General features: G+C 38.6%; 22 protein-coding genes. 14 read left to right on the top strand and 8 right to left on the bottom strand.

Annotated elements, in window-relative coordinates; all coding sequences use genetic code 11:
• Positions 1-635 precede the first annotated feature (635 nt).
• On the top strand, positions 636-1,412 hold the full coding sequence (locus AACL30_RS00935; RefSeq protein ID WP_339057495.1) for a LuxR family transcriptional regulator: 777 nt from the start codon (positions 636-638) through the stop codon (positions 1,410-1,412).
• A 31-nt stretch (positions 1,413-1,443) separates the two neighbouring features.
• On the opposite strand, the gene AACL30_RS00930 is transcribed toward AACL30_RS00935, so the two are convergent.
• Positions 1,444-1,503 carry a hypothetical protein gene (locus AACL30_RS00930; RefSeq protein ID WP_339058369.1) on the bottom strand — a complete coding sequence of 20 codons (60 nt, stop codon included), beginning with the start codon at positions 1,501-1,503 and terminating at the stop codon, positions 1,444-1,446.
• A gap of 688 nt (positions 1,504-2,191) precedes the next feature.
• Between AACL30_RS00930 and AACL30_RS00925 the strand changes: the two genes are divergently transcribed.
• The 3 genes from AACL30_RS00925 to cmoB all read left to right on the top strand — a co-directional run bounded on the left by AACL30_RS00925 (position 2,192) and on the right by cmoB (position 5,012).
• Positions 2,192-2,938 (top strand): helix-turn-helix transcriptional regulator, encoded by a 747-nt coding sequence (locus AACL30_RS00925; protein ID WP_339057494.1) that lies wholly within the window; start codon positions 2,192-2,194, stop codon positions 2,936-2,938.
• A 312-nt stretch (positions 2,939-3,250) separates the two neighbouring features.
• A complete protein-coding gene (gene cmoA / locus AACL30_RS00920; RefSeq protein WP_339057493.1) occupies positions 3,251-4,048 on the top strand; it encodes a carboxy-S-adenosyl-L-methionine synthase CmoA in 798 nt (265 codons plus the stop codon).
• Positions 4,041-5,012 carry a tRNA 5-methoxyuridine(34)/uridine 5-oxyacetic acid(34) synthase CmoB gene (cmoB, locus tag AACL30_RS00915; RefSeq protein WP_339057492.1) on the top strand — a complete coding sequence of 324 codons (972 nt, stop codon included), beginning with the start codon at positions 4,041-4,043 and terminating at the stop codon, positions 5,010-5,012. Before cmoA ends, cmoB begins: the two co-directional genes overlap by 8 nt.
• Before the next feature lie 35 nt (positions 5,013-5,047).
• Here cmoB and AACL30_RS00910 read toward each other — a convergent pair whose 3' ends face one another.
• The 5 genes from AACL30_RS00910 to AACL30_RS00890 all read right to left on the bottom strand — a co-directional run bounded on the left by AACL30_RS00910 (position 5,048) and on the right by AACL30_RS00890 (position 10,770).
• Positions 5,048-5,311, bottom strand: coding sequence for a DUF3811 domain-containing protein (locus tag AACL30_RS00910; protein ID WP_339057491.1), 264 nt, complete (start codon positions 5,309-5,311; stop codon positions 5,048-5,050).
• 234 nt (positions 5,312-5,545) lie between these two features.
• Entirely contained in the window at positions 5,546-6,403 is an 858-nt protein-coding gene (locus tag AACL30_RS00905; RefSeq protein WP_339057490.1) for an Ig-like domain-containing protein, read from the bottom strand.
• Between the two features lie 190 nt (positions 6,404-6,593).
• Entirely contained in the window at positions 6,594-7,427 is an 834-nt protein-coding gene (locus AACL30_RS00900) for a hypothetical protein (protein ID WP_339057489.1), read from the bottom strand.
• A 42-nt stretch (positions 7,428-7,469) separates the two neighbouring features.
• Positions 7,470-8,396 (bottom strand): hypothetical protein, encoded by a 927-nt coding sequence (locus AACL30_RS00895; RefSeq protein WP_339057488.1) that lies wholly within the window; start codon positions 8,394-8,396, stop codon positions 7,470-7,472.
• A 187-nt stretch (positions 8,397-8,583) separates the two neighbouring features.
• Positions 8,584-10,770 carry an inverse autotransporter beta domain-containing protein gene (locus AACL30_RS00890; protein ID WP_339057487.1) on the bottom strand — a complete coding sequence of 729 codons (2,187 nt, stop codon included), beginning with the start codon at positions 10,768-10,770 and terminating at the stop codon, positions 8,584-8,586.
• Positions 10,771-11,469: 699 nt separating this feature from the next.
• Between AACL30_RS00890 and rnt the strand changes: the two genes are divergently transcribed.
• On the top strand, positions 11,470-12,102 hold the full coding sequence (gene rnt / locus AACL30_RS00885) for a ribonuclease T (protein WP_339057486.1): 633 nt from the start codon (positions 11,470-11,472) through the stop codon (positions 12,100-12,102).
• Between the two features lie 34 nt (positions 12,103-12,136).
• Here rnt and grxD read toward each other — a convergent pair whose 3' ends face one another.
• Positions 12,137-12,484, bottom strand: a complete 348-nt coding sequence (gene grxD, locus AACL30_RS00880; protein WP_339057485.1) for a Grx4 family monothiol glutaredoxin — start codon at positions 12,482-12,484, stop codon at positions 12,137-12,139.
• Between the two features lie 1,130 nt (positions 12,485-13,614).
• Between grxD and leuO the strand changes: the two genes are divergently transcribed.
• The 5 genes from leuO (at position 13,615) to pfkA (ending at position 18,173) form a co-directional block, all read left to right on the top strand.
• Positions 13,615-14,550: a transcriptional regulator LeuO gene (gene leuO / locus AACL30_RS00875; protein WP_339057484.1), complete on the top strand. Its 936-nt coding sequence runs from the start codon at positions 13,615-13,617 to the stop codon at positions 14,548-14,550.
• A gap of 421 nt (positions 14,551-14,971) precedes the next feature.
• On the top strand, positions 14,972-16,462 hold the full coding sequence (locus AACL30_RS00870; protein WP_339057483.1) for a PhoPQ-activated pathogenicity-related family protein: 1,491 nt from the start codon (positions 14,972-14,974) through the stop codon (positions 16,460-16,462).
• Positions 16,463-16,624: 162 nt separating this feature from the next.
• Positions 16,625-16,804 carry a hypothetical protein gene (locus AACL30_RS00865; RefSeq protein ID WP_339057482.1) on the top strand — a complete coding sequence of 60 codons (180 nt, stop codon included), beginning with the start codon at positions 16,625-16,627 and terminating at the stop codon, positions 16,802-16,804.
• Positions 16,805-16,869: 65 nt separating this feature from the next.
• On the top strand, positions 16,870-17,160 hold the full coding sequence (locus AACL30_RS00860; protein ID WP_339057481.1) for a hypothetical protein: 291 nt from the start codon (positions 16,870-16,872) through the stop codon (positions 17,158-17,160).
• Positions 17,161-17,189: 29 nt separating this feature from the next.
• Positions 17,190-18,173 carry a 6-phosphofructokinase gene (pfkA, locus tag AACL30_RS00855; RefSeq protein ID WP_339057480.1) on the top strand — a complete coding sequence of 328 codons (984 nt, stop codon included), beginning with the start codon at positions 17,190-17,192 and terminating at the stop codon, positions 18,171-18,173.
• A 45-nt stretch (positions 18,174-18,218) separates the two neighbouring features.
• Here the strand turns inward: pfkA and hda are convergent, their stop codons facing one another.
• A complete protein-coding gene (gene hda / locus AACL30_RS00850) occupies positions 18,219-18,926 on the bottom strand; it encodes a DnaA inactivator Hda (protein WP_176488455.1) in 708 nt (235 codons plus the stop codon).
• A 252-nt stretch (positions 18,927-19,178) separates the two neighbouring features.
• Here hda and AACL30_RS00845 point away from each other — a divergent pair, with 252 nt between their 5' ends.
• The 4 genes from AACL30_RS00845 (at position 19,179) to speG (ending at position 21,916) form a co-directional block, all read left to right on the top strand.
• The gene (locus AACL30_RS00845; RefSeq protein WP_339057479.1) at positions 19,179-19,331 is read left to right on the top strand and encodes a hypothetical protein; all 153 of its coding nucleotides are present in this window, start codon (positions 19,179-19,181) and stop codon (positions 19,329-19,331) included.
• 26 nt (positions 19,332-19,357) lie between these two features.
• Positions 19,358-20,413 carry a phosphoribosylformylglycinamidine cyclo-ligase gene (gene purM / locus AACL30_RS00840; RefSeq protein WP_339057478.1) on the top strand — a complete coding sequence of 352 codons (1,056 nt, stop codon included), beginning with the start codon at positions 19,358-19,360 and terminating at the stop codon, positions 20,411-20,413.
• 16 nt (positions 20,414-20,429) lie between these two features.
• Entirely contained in the window at positions 20,430-21,086 is a 657-nt protein-coding gene (gene purN, locus AACL30_RS00835; protein ID WP_339058368.1) for a phosphoribosylglycinamide formyltransferase, read from the top strand.
• Between the two features lie 239 nt (positions 21,087-21,325).
• Entirely contained in the window at positions 21,326-21,916 is a 591-nt protein-coding gene (gene speG, locus AACL30_RS00830) for a spermidine N1-acetyltransferase (RefSeq protein ID WP_006704715.1), read from the top strand.
• Positions 21,917-22,078: the final 162 nt, after the last annotated feature.

Raw genomic sequence — 22,078 nt, 5'->3', positions numbered from 1 at the left:
ATCTTACTTTTTCTAATCATATTAAATAAAAATCGGGTGCCATCCTGAGTGATAAAGTGTAGTTTTGTATTATTAATAATACTAATGTTTATTTTTTAGCTATAAGTATTACCTATTATTGGATTTGCCTTTCTTAAGAAGAATACTACAAATAGTTTTGCAGATAGAGTGGATTATATATTTATTTTTCTTGAAATTATGTAAATCTATAAACAAAATTAAACATTAATACATTATATCAACAAAGATCTAGTGCTGAATTGATAATTAATACCCACAAAGTATTGATGGTGTCATATAAATGGTTTAATAGAAAACTATACTCTGAAACTTCCGAAAATAGACTATTTTTAAATCAATTTTAATAACGTACGATTTTTATATAGCGATAATAAAGATAGATAAGGTTTTCTTATGTATATTAGCAACATGATTTCTATTTTTAATTAATCTTGCCCCCCTACTTTTTATGCTCTTTTTCTTATCATCAATATGGATAGCTCATAAAATAGACATTTCTCCCTGCTGTAGATTAGTTTTGCATCGGTGACGACACTTAAGAGTGTAATAAATTGATATATAATTAATTAAAACTATAATGCTTCCTTGTGAAAATTTTTATTAGGTAAACTAAGGTGTCTGACTCATTCTTTAATGATAAAATTATTAATAATGTTATAAATAATTATTTAAATGATAGTCTTAAGGATTATGGCGATGTTATATATGCCTATGCGATAATGAAGAAGAAAAATATGGCAGAATATTGTGTAATATCCAACTACCCAGATGAATGGGTTGATATATACAAAAAAAATAGTTATCAGTATACAGATCCGGTCGTTATTAGAGCGTTAAATAGCTTTTTGCCTTTTTTCTGGACAGAGAAGATTATAATCAGTTCAAGTTTACAATTGATTTTCTTGAATAATTCAATTCTGCAAGAAAAAGCATTAGAGGTGTTTAGTTTTGCCAAAAAATATAACATCATTAGTGGGTGTACCTTTATCCTCCATGATTGCAATAACAACCTGGCTATATTAACACTCTTGATAAATGGCCAAAAAGGAAACACACTTAAGAAAAAAATTGAAGAAAATAAAGATAAATTACAGCTGTTACTTTTGAATACACATGACGCACTTATTTCTCTTTACAAAGAGATGAATGCAGCTATTTGTAAAAACAGTGAAAGTAAAAAGGAGAAATTTTCTCCCATAGAAAATGGTGTTCTTTATTGGTCCAGCATGGGGAAAACCTACCCAGAGATAGCAGTCATTCTTGGTATTAAACTAAGTACAGTAAAGTTTCATATGGGTAATATTGTGAAAAAATTAGGGGTACTGAATGCAAAACATGCCATAAGGCTGGGAATTGAATTGCAGCTTATTAAGCCAATCACCACATGCTAGCTGGATATTTGTATTAGCATCGTCATATTCATCAAATTCCATTAAAACAATTAACAGCCCAATCTAGACGATCTTTGAAGACATTTTTTATAAGAGAAAATGACTACACTGATCTTTTATCAGACAGTTTATTATAGCTAATATCAAATATTTCCATTATGTTATCTCTATTTCTATATATTGTATGCTTATTTAGCTTGAAAGTATCAGCGTGAATTTATTTTAAATGCTTATCATTAGATATATTAATAGAATAGATAATATTATTATTCTGCTTTCTCTCATTATCTCAAATGAGAATATAATACCACCCCGAGTGGTAAAGTGTAGTTTGATGATATCACTAATACTTATTTTTATCGATAACTGTCACCTATTCTTGGATTTACCTTCCTTTATTGATCCCGTGTATTTTTGCAAACAATATGGATTATATATTTATTTTTCTTAAAATTATGTAAATCTATAAACAAGATTAAATATTCATACATTATATCAACAAAGGTCTAGTACCAAACTAGACCTAAGTCTAACTATTATTTTTTTATAGAAAGATATACAGTTATTAGGAAGTAAAAAATAATAAAAAAACTCATTTCGCTTTAGATTAAGTTGTCAGTTGCTAATGCCAGGGAAAATTAATTTGTGACTCAGCGCTGTTAGCGCTATGTCGCTGTAGTGGATTGCTCAAACAAAATTTTTGCGTAGTCGGTACTGCCGCAAATTGCATCGTGGCAGGTAGGGTAGATCGCGCTCAATCTAAATGGAGTTTATTGATTATGAATGATGTTAAAGCTATGAATGATGTTAAAGCTTCGTTAAAATCTTTCCCACTGGTTTCTATTATGGAACGCAGCGACGATATTTGGGGAATAAAAGACTGTGAATCACGGTTTGTCTATACTAACCGTGCCTTTCGTGATTTTTTAGATATTCCTGCTAAATTTAAAATTGAGGGAAAACGTGATGAGCAGCTTCCCACGCCGGTAGCAAAGTTTGCCTCAGAGCTGCAAAAACAAGATAGGGAAACTATCAAAAGTGGGCAAAGGGTCACTCTTATTAAAACCCATTTTTTTAATCGAGAAAAAAAACTAGAACCTTATCTTTACGAAAAATTTCCGCTGTATGATGAAAAAAATGAGTGCGTTGGAACTGTTTTGTATGGGAGAAAAATGGATTTTATTTCTCTGCCACAGTATGTAGAAGAACTCACCACATCAGAATGCGAATTAAAGTCACCGAAAGCTTTGTTATTAGAGCCGCCAAGTAAATTGTTTACGAAAAAGCAACTTAAAGTTATATTTTATGCATTACAGTCTTTAAGCGCCAAAGAGATAGGAAGAAAATTAGATCGTTCTAACAGAACAATAGAAAATTATCTGCAAGCAATATACAGAACAGCGAGGGTAAATTCGTTACCGGAATTTAAGAAATTCTGTAAAGAAGAGGGCTTTGATCGCTATATTCCTGAAGAGCTTATCTCCCCTAAGATACAGTTTATTGAGAATAGGAGAATGTCATCATGAGCAACAGAAAAAGTAAAATGCGAAGACGAAACATAATTCAATTGGCATTGAAAAAAAAGAAAAATAAAAGCTTTTTTTGCCGGTTAACTGATTGGTTTAAGAAAGGAAAAAAGTTTTCAACTAGGTTGCCATAAGTACATTTTTTTATTTTTACAGAAAATAATGTGTTTAACACAGAGCTTCGTTTTTACTGTATTAAAATGCAGATTTAAATTGAGTTGTTTTTTTGATCCTCAAAATCTATCTAATTTGATATAAATTGTAGCTGTTCTCTGTTACAGTGCTGCTTTCATTTTTTTACTTATTAGCATTATGAAAAACATTAATTACTCTCTTAATAGTAATTTGTCTGAACACCTGTCACCGCCCCGCACTGATAATCTATTTGCTTTGCCCATTGCTCAATTAGGGGATTGGACATTTGATGAGAAAGTCGCTGAAGTTTTTCCTGATATGATTCAGCGATCAGTTCCTGGTTATTCCAATATCATTACCATGATCGGTATGTTGGCGAGGCGTTTTGTTCAACCTCACAGCCATATTTACGATCTGGGTTGTTCCTTAGGTGCCGTCAGTCTCTCTGTACGTCGTAATATTCAGGTTCCCGGTTGTAGTATTATCGCTATTGATAATTCACCGGCGATGGTCGAGCGCTGTCGCCACCATTTGGATGCTTTTCGCGACGACACCCGGGTTGAGGTGCTTGAAAAAGATATTTTGGATATCAGGTTGAAAAATGCTTCGATGGTAGTGCTTAATCTCACCTTACAGTTTATAAATCCTAAAGATCGCCTATCTTTATTAACTCTTATTTACCAAAGTCTTATGCCTGGTGGTGTTTTAGTTTTATCCGAAAAATTTACTTTTGAAGATCCTCAAGTGAGTGAGCTTTTATTTGATATGCATCATGATTTTAAACGTGCTAATGGTTATAGCGAATTAGAGATTAGTCAAAAACGTAGCATGTTAGAAAATGTTTTGCGGAGTGATTCCATAAAAGATCACAAAACCCGTTTGCATCAAGCAGGATTTGAACATGCTGACGTTTGGTTTCAATGTTTTAATTTTGGTTCATTGATCGCTTTAAAAACAAAAAAAATCAATGATTGAATTTGATCCTTTTTACCAATTAATCGCTGAAAGTCCTTTAAATCCCTGGCTCGATACGTTACCTCACCAACTCGCTCATTGGCGGCAGAAGCGAGAACGAGATGACATTAAAAAATGGCTTAACATCATTGATAATCTGCCTCAGGTGACGCCGAGTAGATTGGACTTGTTGCATAGAGTACATGCCGAGATCACTCCCGGGTTTTCTGATCATCAACGTGAAGAGATTAAAAAATTATTACGTGGGTTAATGCCTTGGCGAAAAGGCCCTTTTTCTTTATATGGCGTGAATGTTGATACTGAATGGCGCTCGGATTGGAAATGGCAGAGGATATTGCCATATCTTAGCTCACTGGAAGGCCGAACCGTTTTGGATGTCGGTTGTGGTAATGGATATCACTTATGGCGAATGCTTGGTTCTGGTGTGCGGCTTGCTATCGGCATTGATCCCATGCCATTATTTTTTTGCCAATTTGAAGCGGTTCGAAAACTCCTCGCTGCCGATCAGCGGGCGCATTTGTTACCCCTTGTGACCGAACAGCTTCCTGCTTTAAAAGCGTTTGATACCGTATTTTCGATGGGAGTCCTTTATCATCGCCGTTCTCCATTGGAGCATCTTTATCAGCTTAAAGATCAACTGGTCTCTGGCGGTGAATTGGTACTTGAGACGCTCGTTGTTACCGGTGATAAGCATCATGTATTGGTTCCTGGAGATCGTTATGCGCAGATGCGTAATGTTTATTTTATCCCTTCTCCTCAAGCCCTTCAGTCTTGGTTAGCAAAGTGTGGGTTTATTGACATTAACACTGTCAACATTGTTAGCACTACCCTTGATGAACAACGTAAAACTGATTGGATAAAGAGTGCATCGCTAGCCGATTTTCTTGATCCACATGATCACAGCAAAACAATAGAAGGCTATCCCGCTCCACTACGCGCGACCTTGATTGCTCGTAAACCTTGAACGCCCCAATCAATAATGTGGTTAAGTTTTTTTATTTATCTTGCTGGCCGGGTATTGATCGAAGCTGACCAATTAAAAGTTGCTGTATTTAATGTTGTTTTTGCTATTTTTTTTTCTAAACGTGTCGCTTTGATAACATCGGCGCGTTTTTGCATAATTTTATTCACGGCCATATCTTTAATTCTGTTTTGCTCGGCATTCGTGAGCGTGCGACCCAGGTTCGCTTTACTTCTTCCCAGCTGGGTTTTCACTTCAAATTGTTCACTTACTGTCATTTCCTTTAGTGTTAATTTTTTCATTTTTTTCACCTTATTTTTATCTTAAGATCAAAGCATGTTATCTATTTTAAAAAATCTTAGCCACTATTGTCTCCTGTGATACAGCCAAATCAGTTTAATTTGATTTAAGTGTTGTCGTCGCTTGCCGTACTATTTGTACTGTTTGTACTGTTTGTACTGTTTGCGCTCCTCTGCCTTGAATCAAATTAAACTGATTCGGTTATAAAAGTTTGTATCGATGAATGTATCCTAATTCTACGGAAAAGATAACTTTTTTTCTTGCTCACTGTTATTGTTTAATTGCGCAAAAACAGAACTGTTAACCGCTTTAGTATTAGTAACGCTAATGGTTATTATACCTTTTTTATTCGTTTTCATGTTTTGTACAATCAATGGGCTTAATCGACCGTTAATGCGTGGAATCGCTCCATTTGGATCAAGAGCCGCTTGATGAGTGGTGCGTATTCTTACATCCTGATCAGCAACCGGGTTTCCCTTTTCATCGGTCACAATAATCTTTATGCGGTAAGTTTTAGAGCCATCCGCGTTTATTTTACTACCGGTTATTATCATATTGTTCGGAGTAATGAAGGTGTTGGTAACACGTAATTGATAAGTCCGGGATAACCGATGCCATTTGTCTCTGGGTATACCGCTGCTAGAACTTGCCAACACCGCCGTCTCAACGATCAATGTATATTTTTTACCTTCAGCCTGCATAGCATTAAACGAACGTGATTTTTCATCTTCACTCAGATCTTTCCCTCCAGACTGCCAAATAAAAGTAGAGCGCCGATCCTCGATTCTGCTGCTTAATCCTGCATCACCATCTTTATCTGATACAGAGATATCTCTGGTTATATTGGAAAGAGTAAATTGTGCTGGGCTGTCTGATAAGCTCAAAATAGCGTTATCTTGCAGCTTAGTACCATCAGGTGCCAGTACATGCAAAACACCATTAGCCATCGGCGGGCGTCCATGGATAACGCCTGTTTTACCACTAAAAATTGCAGCCGCTGGAGAACAAACCAATAAAGTCAGAAGATATAACCATAGCCAATAACTGATGGAGGTTAAGCTTTTATTTTTATTGCGCGTACCATGTGGATTCATTTAATAATGTTCCTACTTCTTTAAGCTTATATATACCCTTCGCCTTTCAAGTTACGGCGGCGTTGGCTGCTCATTTTCATCCCATTTATGTACTTACCTGTATACTCCTGGGATTCGATTGATTGCCGCCTTGCCGTAACTCGAAATTCATTGAGTAATATTGTCATTAGCTTTTACGATAAAAATTAAATTATTCATAATCGACGGCTAAACTGAATCCCTGAGCACCATCAATTGAACCCGTTATTAATGTGGCTGTAATATTAGCGGGGACGGTATAATCTGTGTTTTTTACTCCTGTATTAAATGCTCCTGATTTTCCGTCTGTGGCACTTTTTCCTTCTAAATACCAAGTATAATTAACGCGATCAGTAATATCTTGGCCGTTATCGAATAATTTGAATATATATTTATTGTTTACTTGCAACGAAGCTGAATTACCAATCAGGTTCGTTGTAAAGCCAGTATCGGTGCTAGCATAAATGCCGGGCACGATATGTGAAGGAAGTTTATCGCCAAAGCCGACGGGGCCGGTAACGCTAATAGGAGTGCCATGTGGATTAGCAGTAATATCATCAATAGTGATAATTTCACCTATATGAGGAATACCGGTTAGCGACGTCGGTATTATTTTTACTTTAAATCCAGTCGCTCCTAGAGCCGACGTTGGAATAGTTAATGTACTTTTACCTGTAGCTGAGTTGTCTGGTGCTGATGTATTAGTAATATCGGTCGCCGGGAGTTGTTTTTCACCTGTTGATGTGATGGCATACCATTCTATGTGATTTGCTGAATCATCGGCATCACCATCTTCATCCTGATAGCTATATTCTAACTGGATCTTTTCACCTATGGTGAATTTCGTACCCGATCCGCTAAATAAAAAATCAATCTTATTTAATTTCGGTGCATGCCCTTGAATAATAGAGGTAGGCTGTGTCCTTATTGCATAAGCACCATTGGTGCCGTAATGGATTAACACCAATAACAGTATTATTTTTTTTAAAATAAAAAATCTCTTCATTTTATTTCTTCCTTCTTTTTCTAGTAGGATCTGTTTCGATGGTTAATTAAATTCAACCATTAAATTGAAGCCTTGATCTCCGGCTAGTGCGCCTGATTTAGAGCGGCTGTTGATAGGTATCGTATATTGGTCGGTAATAGCGCCAGACACTGCTCTTTTATCCAATATTGAAGGTGATTTGTTTCCAACGGCCATCACATTATTGCCGTTTAATATCCATTGAATTTCTTTGAGATTGCGAGTGATATCAGTTTCGTTTACATCCCAAATTCGATTTTTATTGTTATCGATCCACGCGCGGAATAAATAGGTTTCGCCGATGATTAAATTCGGCGCGCCCGGCAAAGTGTAATCTTGTGCGCCTGAACCCGCATGAGGGTTATCTGTTGCCAAAAAAATACCGCCGGTGGCCATCGTTAGTTTTTTCTCAGTGATATGAACATTCGATTGGCTCATCTCGTTGATGGTTATCAGCTTACCAAGATTAGGATAACCGTAAGCAGAGGCGACTTGAATGCGTGCTTTGATCGCTGACGCTCCTTCTGCCTGCGGGGGGAGGGTGACCATTGAACTACCTGGTGTTGAATGATCAGCTAAAGTATTGACGGCATCCGGAATAGGGTAATCAACACCCTCTAAAGTATAAAACCAGTTCACGATACTTTTATCGACATCACCGTCTTCATCATAGTAGTCGTAGATCAACTTTAGGGTATCTCCAGGGGTGAATTTTCCTTCAACAGCTGAAACTCGACTAATATCTGCCATATCAGGTTGATGAGTAGAAGGCGCGCTGATCGTGGGCTTCCGTCCCTGTATTCTTGCTGTTTCCTTGCTCATTCTTGTGCCTGGGATAATGTTTGAATCGGCAGCGGTTTCCGGATCGGCAATCACCGCCGAATAACTGCCGCTCAACCATAAAATTACTGTAATTAAAATAATGGCGGTTTTCTTTAATACTAATGTCATACCCTTTATTCCATGAGTTTTTATCCAACAGCTTGAAATCTCTTGTACTCGCTGATACTTCGTTAAAAACAAGCTCAAAATGCTCATTTATGCTATGTAAACTGCGCTGTTTCGTCCGCTTTTGCCTCGTCTGAGCGTTGCTCAAGAAGATTTCGAATAGTCTCTAAGCCCTCTACCTTTAGCCTCTTTAATAAGTAACCTTAATTTTAAATCCTTGATCGCCACAAGTTAGACCAGTATTACTTTCTTCCTGTCTACGAGGCGTAAAAGTATATCCACGCATTCCGGTGTCATGATCGTTAAGTGAGGCATTGCATTCGATGTTTTCACCGTGTAACCACCATTTGATACTATTGGCCGGTATTTGCTGTGTAATGTCTTCACCATTTTTAGCGTAAAACTTCACCTGATAGCGCTCTCCGATAAGCGGGATACTTTTAGTGCTGAGTAGATCTACTTTTTTTGCATCGATGACTTCTACCCGAACTACCGCCGCACGACTCCCCGTCTCATTGAAAGATAAAGATACGCTATTACTTTCACCGTAATCTGACATTGATGCGGCTAATTTAAAATTTCCGGGCAGGCTACTAATAAGTTTAATTTTATTTTCGCCTCCTTTTTTAGTCGTCTCGACAATGCGGACACAAGGAGTCACTTGCCCATTACTGTCGTTAGGGCAAGATTTTTCCATCACTAATGGCACTTTTTTTCCATCTGTTTTTACCAGATGCCAGCTTGGTTTTATGTCCGCATTCTGAATAGGCATCCCTTTATGATCTTGTAGATTAATTTTCAATAAAATCGCATCAGTGTCTGCACCGCTGGCAGTGGCACTGTTATCTCCTACAATCGATAATTTTCCTTTTCGATGGTGAGTGCTCAGAATATGTATATCGTTAGAAATCGCGGTATTGCCTTTTTGATCAGTAATTTCAAGCGCTAGGCGATAAGTATTATTATGTTTTGATATTGGCTGCCAGGCAGGTATTGTAATTTTCCAACCCTGAGGGTTGAGATCACCCGCCGTGGGCAGTAAAGAAAGCACCATTTTATCGCCAAGCCAACGTATTTTACTGATAGGATATTTGCTCTTAAATAACGGCTGTAGGGTATAGCTATCCCCTTCTAATAATCCTGCTGGTACCGGTGGGAGATCAACGCTGATAATCTGTTTTTCTTTATATTCAAGAACAATATTGTAATTACGATCCACTACATCAAAGCGACTCCCTTTTAAACTCCGGCGCTCCGCTACCTTTTGCGGATCCAATTGTTGATTTAATGGAACACCCCATTGGTAATTCAACGTCAAGCCAAATTGTGTATCTTTGTGGTCTTTCTGTCCTTGTTTATGGCTTATATTGATGGTTGCTAGAGTAAAAGGGGTGTAATCAAGCCCCAAGGTGACAGAATAGGGATCTTGCTGCCATGTTTTTTTATCAACGCCAAAGAGTGCGACTTGATCACCAAAGTATTGTTCATATTTCACTGAAATACCGAATTGAGGATAAGCGGGCAGGTAACCTTGCCCACGAATATCAAATCCTTGTGCTGGACGTTCAAGAAAATCTTTCATATCAGCAGAACCACGCCACTTTGATAATGGATGGTAATAATTGGTTGCCAATTTAAAATAGTCTATCGAGGTCTCTAAACCCATCCCTAAACGCCGATGATGACGACTTAAATCATAATCTAAAAAAATATTATAACCCCAGCGCCAATTATTCTCGTGTATATCAAAACGTTGTCCAATACCAAAATTAGTGATAACACGTCCTTGTTGATCATGGATACCCATCTGTGAAAAAAATAATTGTTTCTGGTTGTCATACCAAGGGGTAAATAATAACGCATTGCTTTTACTAAAACGTCCATGATCATCAACGGATAAATTAAATTGCGCTTGCCCTAAATGCGATAATAATGACTGAATTTTTTGTTGTAGCGGGGTCAGAAAATAATGTTGCGCAGTGCTCTTTATCTTCGTTTTTGCCTCTCTATTTATTTTATCAGTGGTAATATTATTCCAATCTTTGCTTGCCACTGCTTGAAGAGTATTTAGTGGATTAATTTTATCATTGTCTATGAATTGATACCCCTCTTGTGGGGATAACAAATCGGGTAAGTGGTCACTTTTATTGTTATTTTTATCATGTTTTTTATTGCTTAATAAATCCGAATCACAATTTAAAGGTTGATTAGAAAATAAATAATTTTCATTAAGTTGATAACAATTATTGGGATGTGACTCCGCCACTGCTTCATTTTGTCGCGCGAATAACGGGCTAAACATTAGCATGATAACAAAGAAAAAAACGCTAAAATAAATTAATTTAACGTGTGATTTTTTAAATAGAATACGTTGCATTTTTTTAACCAAAATAACATTGTAAACGGTTCTTTATACTGAAGAATAGATAATATTAATATGCAGAAAATTAATCAATGAACCATTAGTTGATTAATTTATAATTGTTTGTATTCATAATATAAGCAATTAATGCATTTTTATCTATTAACGTAATGAAACAAATCGTTCCTCAATCTTTGATTTTCAACATCAGTGAGTTGTTAATGTAACATGAAGGCGCGGAGGATAGCATAATCTTTCGATGTAATAAATAGAATAGAAAAAATTATATTCAAAAGCGGTTGGCGAAAACGGCTTTATTTAATTTTTTCATTAATAACACAATAAGTAGTCTAGCCCTTTCATCTTATATCATTTCAATACTAGTCTTGAATATAATGCCTTCTATTTTAAAGAATAAATGGTTAACAAAAATAAAAAATATAAGTTTCTATTATTACTCAAAGTGTTTAATTATTTTTTGATCTTGGCAAAAAATCTATATCAGATTAGCATTTTTTCAATTAGGCTACAGGAGGGTATAATTTTCATGGCAACACAACAAGAAGGAATAGCTATTACTGTGATCTTGTTCCTGACTAACACACATCTGGCGATGTTTTTATCAGTCTTCATTAATTGCTGACATCATTTCCTGCATCCTACTCAAAAATTTGACATAATAACCGGCGCATTTCATTACAGATAAGAAACTTAATGGCAAATAAAGACAATATTAACAACCTAAGCCAGCGTTTTCGTGGATATTATCCAGTTGTTATTGATGTAGAGACCAGCGGATTTGATGCACAAACTAACGCATTATTAGAAATAGCAGCAGTGATTTTACAAATGGATGATGAGGGAGGGTTACATCCCGCTGAAACTTTGCATTTTCATGTCACCCCTTTTGAAGGCGCTATTTTAGAACAAGACTCGTTATCATTTAATGGAATAGATCCCAGCAATCCATTGAGGGGGGATATCAGTGAGCACGATGCCTTGCAAGCTATCTTCAAAGCGGTAAGAAAAAGAATGAAAGGGGAAGGTTGTACTCGAGCTGTCGTCGTTGCCCATAACGCGACCTTCGATCACCGTTTTATTATGGCTGCCGCTGAACGCACGGGGTTAAGAAAACACAATCCATTCCATTCTTTTGTCACTTTTGATACCGCTGCACTCAGTGCTTTAGTGTTGGGACAGACCGTGTTGGCCAAAGCCTGTTTAGAAGCTGGCATCACTTTTGAAAGTAGTCAAGCACATTCTGCCTTATACGATACCAAACAAACCGCTGAATTATTTTGCGAATTGGTCAACCGTTGGAAACGCTTAGGTGGCTGGCCGCTTTGAATTCGTAACCGTTTTATTAGACCTCTAAAGAAGTCTATTGTGAAATTTTAGCTTCTGGGGAACGGTATTTCTCAGCCGTTTCTTTTAATAGTGGTTGTAATTCACCATTTTTATTCATGTCATTCAGAATATCGTAACCGCCGATTAATTCACCCTCTACCCAAAGTTGAGGAAAAGTAGGCCAATTAGCAAATGTTGGAAGTTCCGCCCGAATATCCGGGTTTTGTAAGATATCCACGTGGGCGAAGGGTTCCTTACAATCCATAATCATTTTCACTGCACGTGCAGAAAACCCGCATTGTGGAAACAGTGGTGAACCTTTCATGTACAATATGACAGGATTTTCTGCTATCTGGCGCTTAATTTTTTCAATCGTCGTCATTTTTTACCTCCTTAATTGATTAGCTTTTGCTGATGTTAACACAAAAATAGCGCACTAATGCCTAGATTATAGTGATGCATGATTGATGCACGAAGAGCCTATTCGAAATTTCTTGTGCTCGCTGATACTTCGTCAATAGCGCGCTCAAAATGCTCATTGATTCTATCTAAACCACGCTCTTTAGAGCGTTTTTTAATCAATTTAGCATTGCTAAAGAAAATTTCGAATAGGCTTGTTAATAAAGCAAGCTGAGACTTAGAATAAATTGAAATAAAAAAATATTAAGAACAGCTAAAAAAATCCAAAAATCAGGTAACCGATACTAGCGGATATTTTTCATTAACTCTCGTGGTAAAAGGGTTGAAGGCAGTTATCCACCATTCCTGTGGATAACCCTGTGTATTAGCTATAGACAACTCATCATAAGCGAATGTTTACGCGGCTTGTACTAATGTTGTATATATTCTCAGCTTCTTATTAAATTACTTTTATAACAATGTTTTAACTAAAATCAATCCTAAAATTTTTTATCCATAAAACCTAGTCTAGTTTTGGATAAATTAATTTTTGTCACCTCCTCTAAATCTTAATTTGAGCGCCGTATATTGAATAAAAAACCAGCAATAAATATTGTATACAGCTACAGATGAACATTTTTAACGCTTTTTTGATGAGAAAGATAAAAAGCAGAGAAGATTTTAAATTATATTAATTAATTAAATAATATGTACAAATAATATTGATGTTATGTATTTTTTATTTTAATAAATTTATTCTGTTTGAAGTGGTAATTAACTAAAATTGATTTATTTATGCGGCCTAAGTTTTTTATCGTACATGTGTTATCATTGTTATCAATCAATTGTTATAAATTAATAGTAGTTGATTAATAGTAAAGATTTTTAATAAATATTTTTTATGTTTGATAATAAAAATATTCATAAGTTATGGGATGTTAAATCAGATAAAACTCAATTTTAACAAGGAAGAGACTCAATTGTTGTCGATAAGTGATAATAATTTAGATCGTGGGGGGGATGAGTGATGGGTCTTAGAGCCTATTAATTGCTCATTTCTTTCATATCTTCGGCCAATAGTCTCATTTGCATAGGGTTTAGTGGGAGTTAAGTATGTCTGGATACAATTTAGTAACAACTAATGGAATCACACAAAAAGAACAATCTGATGTGCATTTGAGAAGTGTTGATCTTAATTTGCTGACAGTATTTGATGCGGTAATGCAAATGCAAAATGTGACACGTGCTGCACAGTCGTTAGGGATGTCACAGCCAGCAGTAAGTAACGCAGTTGCACGCTTAAAAATTATGTTTGATGATGAGCTTTTTTTTCGTTATGGACGCGGTATCCAACCTACTTCACGAGCACGTGAACTTTTTGGTCCGGTACGTCAGGCATTACAATTAGTACACAATGAACTACCGGGTGCCAGTTTTGAACCTAAAAATAGTGAGCGTCTGTTTAATCTATCGATTTGTAGTCCTTTAGATGTTCGCTTAACTGCCCAGATAATTAATGCTGTTCGGCAAGCGGCGCCCTACGTACAGTTAACTATTAAATCCTATCTAAATGATAATATTGAACACCAACTACGCTATCAGGAAACCGAATTCGAAAGTGCAAATTTTCATCGGCTCGCGTTGTTTCATGATGAGCTGGTTTTAGCCGTGGCAAAAGATCACCCACGTATCGAAAATTCGATATCGGCAGAACAATTATTCCTTGAATCTCACGCCGTTGTTTCTCTGGATCACAAGGGTTCTTTTAGCAAACCTTATTATCAATCCACTGAAAGTATACAAGCGATAGCTTATGAAAGTACGGATATGAATAGTGTACTCAGTGTGGTATCACAAACCTATTTTGTGGCTATTGCTCCTCGCTGGTTAGTGCAAGCTTGCAATGGAACACTTAACTTAAAACCCGTTCCATTGCCTTGGGAAAATGCAAAGCGTGCTTGTAATCTAACCTGGCATGAATCAACCGACAGAGACAAAGGTCATCAATGGATGAAATCATTATTAAAGCAATTTAGTTTATCAGTGTAATTATTAAAGTAGTAAGGTTAAGCCTGTTCGAAGTATCAACGAATACAAAAAATTTCAAATATACCCTTCGTCTTTTAAGTTGCCTTCGGCTGCCAGGGCGGGCGACCGATGAGCGTAGACAGACTACCTGATGAGGCGAGTACCCGCAGCCAACAACGCGGCGGCTTCAAAGGCGAACGGTAACTTCATTGCAAAATTATTGCGCGTATGCTTAAGTTAATGCGGCCTAGGCCTAGTTTTCGTTGTGTACACAACAATACAAGTACTAGGTAATCCAAAATTCGCTCCACACAGTAAATCTAATCAAGAGCGTGGCTCTCAATAATCAGACTGTGGGGTCAGTATTCATTTTCAGTAAGCTCATGAGATAAATTATGACATACGATATTGTTGCTGATTTATACAATTTAGAGGGTAAGCAATGCCGAAATCATTCCATATTATTGCGATCATATTAGCAATGATGAATACTTGCTATGCTCGGCCAAATATAGAGCAATTGTTCTATGTTGATCAAACAGAGGTGACTTTTACTAATACACTTCCGTCCTATCTTAAGGAATTAGCAACACGGCCTATTGAATACACGTTTTTACGTAAAGAAAAACGGCCACAGCTTGAGTTACATCAATACCAGCTTACATCACAACATTGGTCTCCAGTTAAAACCCTTCATCCCGCTAAATGGCAGCACAATGTTGATATATTCATTCCTGATAATCCATTTTTACAGCGCGCACTTGTTATTGTGAATAATGGAATTAATCACAATATAAAAGCAATGGACTCTGTTCCAGCAACTGATTTCAGCGTGAGTACGCTAGAGAATATCGCCCGAGCAACCAATACAATCGTTATTTCTGTTGATAATATTCCAAATCAATATCTCACCTATGAAGAAAATGGGAAGCCTCTGAAAGAAGATGATAGTGTTGCTCACAGCTGGACATTATTTATGGAGCAGCCAGACAAGCAGCAGCTTATGCCTTTGCATATTCCGATGGCAATTTCGGTATCACAAGCATTGACATTGGCTCAACGTGAATTAAAACAGTGGAATATCGATAATTTTATTGTTTCTGGTATATCGAAAAGGGGATGGACAACCTGGTTAGCCGCAATAGCTGATCCACGTATTGATGCTATAGTTCCCTTTGCTATTGATTTGTTAGGAACAACAGCTGCGTTGAAACATATGTATCAATCTTACGGTGGAAACTGGCCAGCTGTATTCCATCCTTATTATCAAGAACGTATAGATGAAAAAATAGCAACGCCTGAATTTTTTAAGCTAATGCAGATAGGAGATCCACTGCAATATCTGGGCTCCATGTATGAATCACGTCTGGCGATTCCTAAATATATAATTAATGCGAGTGGCGATGATTTTTATGTCCCTGATAACAGCAAATTTTATTATGAAAAACTTCCAGGAAAAAAATCTTTACGTGTAGCCCCCAATTCTGATCACCGCGGTATAGCAAAATTTGCTGAGCAATCATTGACTGCATTTATCCGTCGTTTCCAGCGTTCGACACCACTACCCATATTGCATACTACGTTAAGACAGCAAGCAGGTAAGCCAATTCTCACCGTAAACTTTTCAGAAAAACCAGAAAAAGTGCAGCGTTGGACAGCTAAAAATCCGTTGGCACGCGATTTTCGTCATGCATGTGGTATTAGCTATAACGCATCACCGATTAATCTTACCACCAAAAAAGAGATTGAAATTTCGTTAAATACTCCGGGCAAGGGATGGGAGGCAACCTACATTGAAGCAACCTATGCTGATGGCTATATTGCGACAACACAAGTCTATATTACGCCTAACGATAAATACCCAATAACTGCCCCCCAGGCTAATGGAAAAATGTGTCAAACATTACCGGGTCGTGGTTTGAGAGAAAAATAAACTAATATTAGACCTCTTTCCAAACCGTAGTGTGGTGGCCAAATTAACTATGCCACTACACTCTGGAGAACTCATAAGCCTGCGCAGTAAAGCATCACCGCTCCAAATACCTTTGCCCAACAGGAGCTCGTTACTATTTAATTACATGTATACCCACAGCCCTTGAAGTTGCCGTTAGGCGGCCAGAGTGTGAGACCGATGAGCGTAGATAGACTACGTGATTCGGCGAACACCCGCAGCCAACAACGCGGCAGCTTCAAAGGCGAAGGGTATAGTCATATTTATAGGTTCGATTCCGAGTCTGCCAATTTATATTTATCGCTTTTAGCTCTATCCTTTTAGGAGACCTTTAAATTTAATCCAAATTTATCTTAAAATGCTAGGTGACATATAATATGCCTGGCTACATGGAGCATATATATAATGCTGATGGCGATGCTGGGGCTGATGTTGATGCTGGTAATACTGGGGCTGACCACATGGAGCATATACATAATATTGATGCCGGTGCTGGCGCTGGTGATGATTCTGATAATACTGTGGCTGGCCACATGGAGCACATACATAATACTGATGGCGCTGCTGGGGCTAGGGCTGATGTTGATAATACTGGGGCTAGCCACATGGGGCATATACATAATACTGATATGGATAATGCTGTTGCTAATCATATGAGCTGCATGAATGATATTGAGTAGAAATTTTTATATCTTATATAGAGGCGGTTATGGTTAAAAAAATTGGCGTATTAACAAGTGGTGGGGATGCGCCAGGAATGAATGCTGCCATCCGGGGAGTGGTACGTACTGCTCTGGCAGCAGGAAAAGAAGTCTATGGTATTTATGATGGGTATAAAGGTTTATATGAAAAGCGCGGCAAAGAATTAGATCGCTATAGTGTTTCAGATATGATTAATCGAGGCGGCACTTTTCTCGGCTCAGCCCGCTTTCCTGAGTTTAAGGATAAAAACATACGAAAACAAGCCATTGATAATATGGATGCTCTCGGCATTGATGGTTTGGTGGTCATTGGTGGCGATGGCTCTTATGCCGGAGCAGATCTGTTAACAAAAGAGAGTGGGATCATCCCTTGCATTGGTTTACCAGGTACCATTGATAATGATGTGGCAGGCACCGATTATACGATAGGTTTTTTCACTGCGTTAGAAACGGTGGTGGAAGCTATTGACCGCTTACGAGATACTTCTTCCTCGCACCAACGTATCTCACTGGTTGAAGTCATGGGGCGACATTGTGGTGATCTAACACTCGCCGCCGCTATTGCCGGAGGCTGTGAGTTTATTATCGTACCCGAAGTCGAATTCAAACGAGAAGATCTCTTATCTGAAATCAAAGCAGGCATTAAAAAAGGTAAGAGACATACCATTGTCGCCATTACTGAACATGTGTGTGATATTAATAAATTGGCGCAATATATCGAAGAAAAAACGAAAAGAGAAACCAGGCCGACAGTATTAGGTCATATTCAACGCGGCGGAGCACCGGTAGCCTATGATCGTATTTTAGCTTCACGCATGGGAGCTCATGCCGTTGAATTATTAATAAATAATAGCGCTTGTGCTGAAGCACGTTGTGTCGGCATACAAAATGACAAAATGGTTAATGAATTAATTTCTATTTGTATCAATGCTGAAAATAGGGAAAGAAAATTCAAACAAGACTGGTTAGACACGGCACGGAAACTGTTTTAGCAGGATGATGAGATGAATAAGTTTTGCAAAAAGTTTTCTATTTTATTACAACCCGAGGATCTCTTTAACAAAAGGAATGGTTAATTTACGTTGAGCGGTGATCGAGGCACGGTCAAGCTGATCAAGCGTCATAAATAGTGTACGCATTTTTCGATCAAGACGTTTTAACATAAAACGTCCTACATCTTCTGGCAGTTCAAAAGCGCGTAATTTCGCCCGTAGCTGCAATGCTTGCAATTTTTCATCATCGGAGAGCGGCTGTAATTTATAAATTTGTCCCCAATCTAGACGAGAGGCTAGATCCGGTAAATGCAAATTTAGCTGCCGGGGGGGACGATTACCGGTAATCAACAGTCGAGTATGGCCGGTTTCCTGGATACGGTTATAAAGATTAAATATCGCCATTTCCCATTGTGGGATCCCGGCGACACACTCGATATTATCGATACATACTAAAGCCAACTGCTCCATGCCATCCAATACCTCTTCGACAAAATAGGCACGCTTCTCCAATGGAACATAACCCACTGCTTCACCTCGTTGCGAAAATTCAGTACAGGCCGCGTGTAACAAATGACTGCGTCCCCCCCCCTCCCCTGACCAAAAATAAATATAGCTACCATGAGAGTGGTGGATAACTGACTGGATTGCAGCTAACACGGATGCATTTTCACCGGGATAGAAGCTGGCAAAGGTTTCATCATCAGGCAAATAAAGTGGCAGTGAAAGCTGTGCTGGGCTGTTCAAAAACACCTCAATCAAAATCAAAACAGAGCCAAAATAGGCTAAAAAATCCTGCAAGCTTAACATAAAATTTTTACGATAACAGAATATTAACTTTTACCCGCGCTAGAGCGAATTGATGTCAGCAAGTTATCCGCAAATCTTTGGTAAAGCGTTACTTGCACTGTTAGAATTCAACAGTTTTTAAAAACATGGTTACGCAGCGCAAAAGTACAGTTTACATAGCGTAAATAAGCATTTTGGGCTCGTTTTTGACGAAGTATGCCCTTCGTCTTTGAAGTTGCCTTCGGCTGCCAGGGCGACCGACCGATGAGCGTAGATAGACTACCTGATGAGGGCGAATACCCGCAGCCAACAACAAGGCGGCTTCAAAGGCGAAGGGCATATCAGCGAGCACAAGAGATTTCGAAATAATAACTAACCGTCCTGGGGATCTTGTAGTGACCAATAAAAACTCTCTCAACTATAAAGATGCCGGTGTGGATATCGATGCTGGCAACCAACTTGTTGATCAGATTAAAGATGTAGTAAAACAAACGACACGTTCGGAAGTGATCGGTGGCTTAGGAGGCTTTGGTGCTTTGTGTGCTATACCGGAACAATATAGCGAACCGATTTTAGTTTCCGCGACCGATGGGGTTGGAACTAAACTGCGTCTGGCGATGGATCTAAACCGTCACGATACTATCGGCATCGACCTGGTGGCAATGTGTGTTAATGATTTGGTGGTTCAAGGGGCAGAGCCGCTGTTTTTTCTTGATTATTTTGCCACCGGGAAACTCGATATCAATATTGCCAAAAATGTCATCACTGGTATTGCTGAAGGCTGTAAACAATCAGGCTGCGCGCTGGTAGGGGGTGAAACCGCAGAAATGCCAGGGATGTATCAGGGTGAAGATTATGACGTGGCCGGTTTTTGCGTCGGTGTGGTTGAACGAAAAGCTATTATTGATGGTAGTAAAGTGGCAGCAGGTGATACCTTAATTGCGCTAGGTGCCAGTGGACCACATTCCAACGGCTATTCGCTGATCCGTAAAATTTTAGATAAAAATAAAACTGATCCACAGCAAACCTTGTTAAAAGAAAAATCGCTTGCCGATTGGCTATTAGAGCCGACTAAAATTTATGTTAAATCTATTCTCAAGTTAATTGCCGATGCCAAATTCGACATTCATGCTATTGCTCATCTTACCGGCGGGGGTTTTTGGGAAAATATTCCTCGCGTTCTGCCCAAAGGCACTCAAGCGGTGATTAAAGAAACGAGTTGGCAATGGCCTGAAATCTTTCGCTGGCTACAAAAGGAAGGTAATGTGAGCCGCCACGACATGTATCACACATTTAACTGTGGCGTGGGGATGGTCATTGCGCTACCCGCGTCGGAAGCCGACGACGCGATTACCTTACTGAAGGCCGAAGGCGAAAAAGCCTGGAAAATTGGCGATATTGCGCCGCTACCTGAAGCTGAAGGCACCGAGCGAGTGATCATTAATCCGTAGCGGAAAAAAACAGATGATGAAAAAAATCGTGGTATTAATTTCAGGTCAGGGAAGCAACCTGCAAGCACTGATTGACGCCCAGCAGGAGGGGCATATTAACGGTAAAATCAGTGCGGTTTTCAGTAATAAAGAGTTTGCATATGGGCTAGAGCGCGCGAGGAAAGCTAATATTCCTGCGTATTGGTTAGATGCTAAACATTACAGTGATCCAGCGAGGTTTGATCTAGCGTTGCAACAAGCCATCGACCACTATCAACCCGATTTATTGGTGCTGGCAGGTTATATGCGCATCCTTGGCTCGGTATTTGTGCAACACTATATCGGGCGATTACTCAATATTCACCCGTCGTTATTACCTAAATATAAAGGCCTGCATACTCACCGTCAGGTATTAGAGAGTGGTGATAAAGAACACGGCACCTCGGTACATTTTGTCACAGAAGAGCTCGATGGTGGCCCCATTATTTTGCAAGCAAAAGTACCGGTGTTCAAAGGTGACAGCGAAACTGATCTCATTCAGCGAGTGCAAGTTCAAGAACATAATATCTACCCACGAGTGGTCAACTGGTTTACTCAAGGGCGCCTCGTTATGCTTGATAACGCGGCTTGGCTTGATGCAAAGCCACTGCCGTTGCAAGGTCTACTCGATAACCATTATACCCACAGTCTTTGAAATTGCCGCTAGGGCGTGAGACCGATGAGCGTATACCCAATGAATTTCAAGTTACAGCAAGGCGGCAATCAATCGAATCGGTACATGACAGAGGATGAGTGATCGCTGCCAACGCCGCCGTAACTTGAAAGGTGAAGGGTATAGACATACTAGGTGATTCGGGAACCCCTCGCAGCCAACAATGCGGCGACTTCAAAGGCGAAGGGTATAGACTCTTCATTCTGTTTTAAGGAACTCACATGCCTACGACAAGTAATATTAGGTTACGCCCATTAGAACGTGATGATTTGTTGTTCGTCCATCAATTAGATAATAATGCTAATGTGATGCGTTATTGGTTTGAAGAGCCTTACGAAGCTTTTGTTGAACTCTCCGATCTGTACGATAAACATATTCATGATCAGAGTGAACGCCGATTTATTATCGAAAAACAAGACAAAGATAGAGAAAAAGATAATTTAAGAGTAGGCTTGGTTGAACTCGCGGAAATCAATTATATTCATCGCCGGGCAGAGCTCCAGATTATTATTGCTCCCGCTTACCAGGGACAGGGTTTTGCCTGTAAAGCCGTAAGGCTGGCAATGACCTATGGCTTTTCAGTGCTTAATTTACATAAACTTTATCTTATTGTTGATAAAGAAAATAAGAAAGCTATTCATATTTATGAGAAACTAGGATTCAAAAAAGAGGCGGAGCTGGAGCAAGAGTTCTTTATTAATGGTGAATATCATAATGTCATCCGTATGTATATTTTCCAAAAAGATGCCCTTAGTCAAGATAAGATACTCAATACTGTTGCTACGAAATTAGCCTGTGATTTTACGAAATAACGCTCCCTTCAGAGCCTATGTCCAATGAATTTCGCGTTACGGCAAGGCGGCAATCAATCGAATCCCAGGAGTCTTTGTCTTTGAAGTTGCCGCTAGGCGGCCGGGGTGACCGACCGATGAGCGTGGACATACCATGAGGCGAACATCCGCAGCCAACAACGC

It is taken from the genome of Candidatus Regiella endosymbiont of Tuberolachnus salignus (assembly GCF_964020115.1).
GTDB classification, from domain to species: Bacteria; Pseudomonadota; Gammaproteobacteria; order Enterobacterales; family Enterobacteriaceae; genus Regiella; species Regiella insecticola.
The sequence above is the reverse complement of the archived record's forward strand: the minus strand, read 5'-3'. Positions and strand labels throughout refer to the sequence as shown.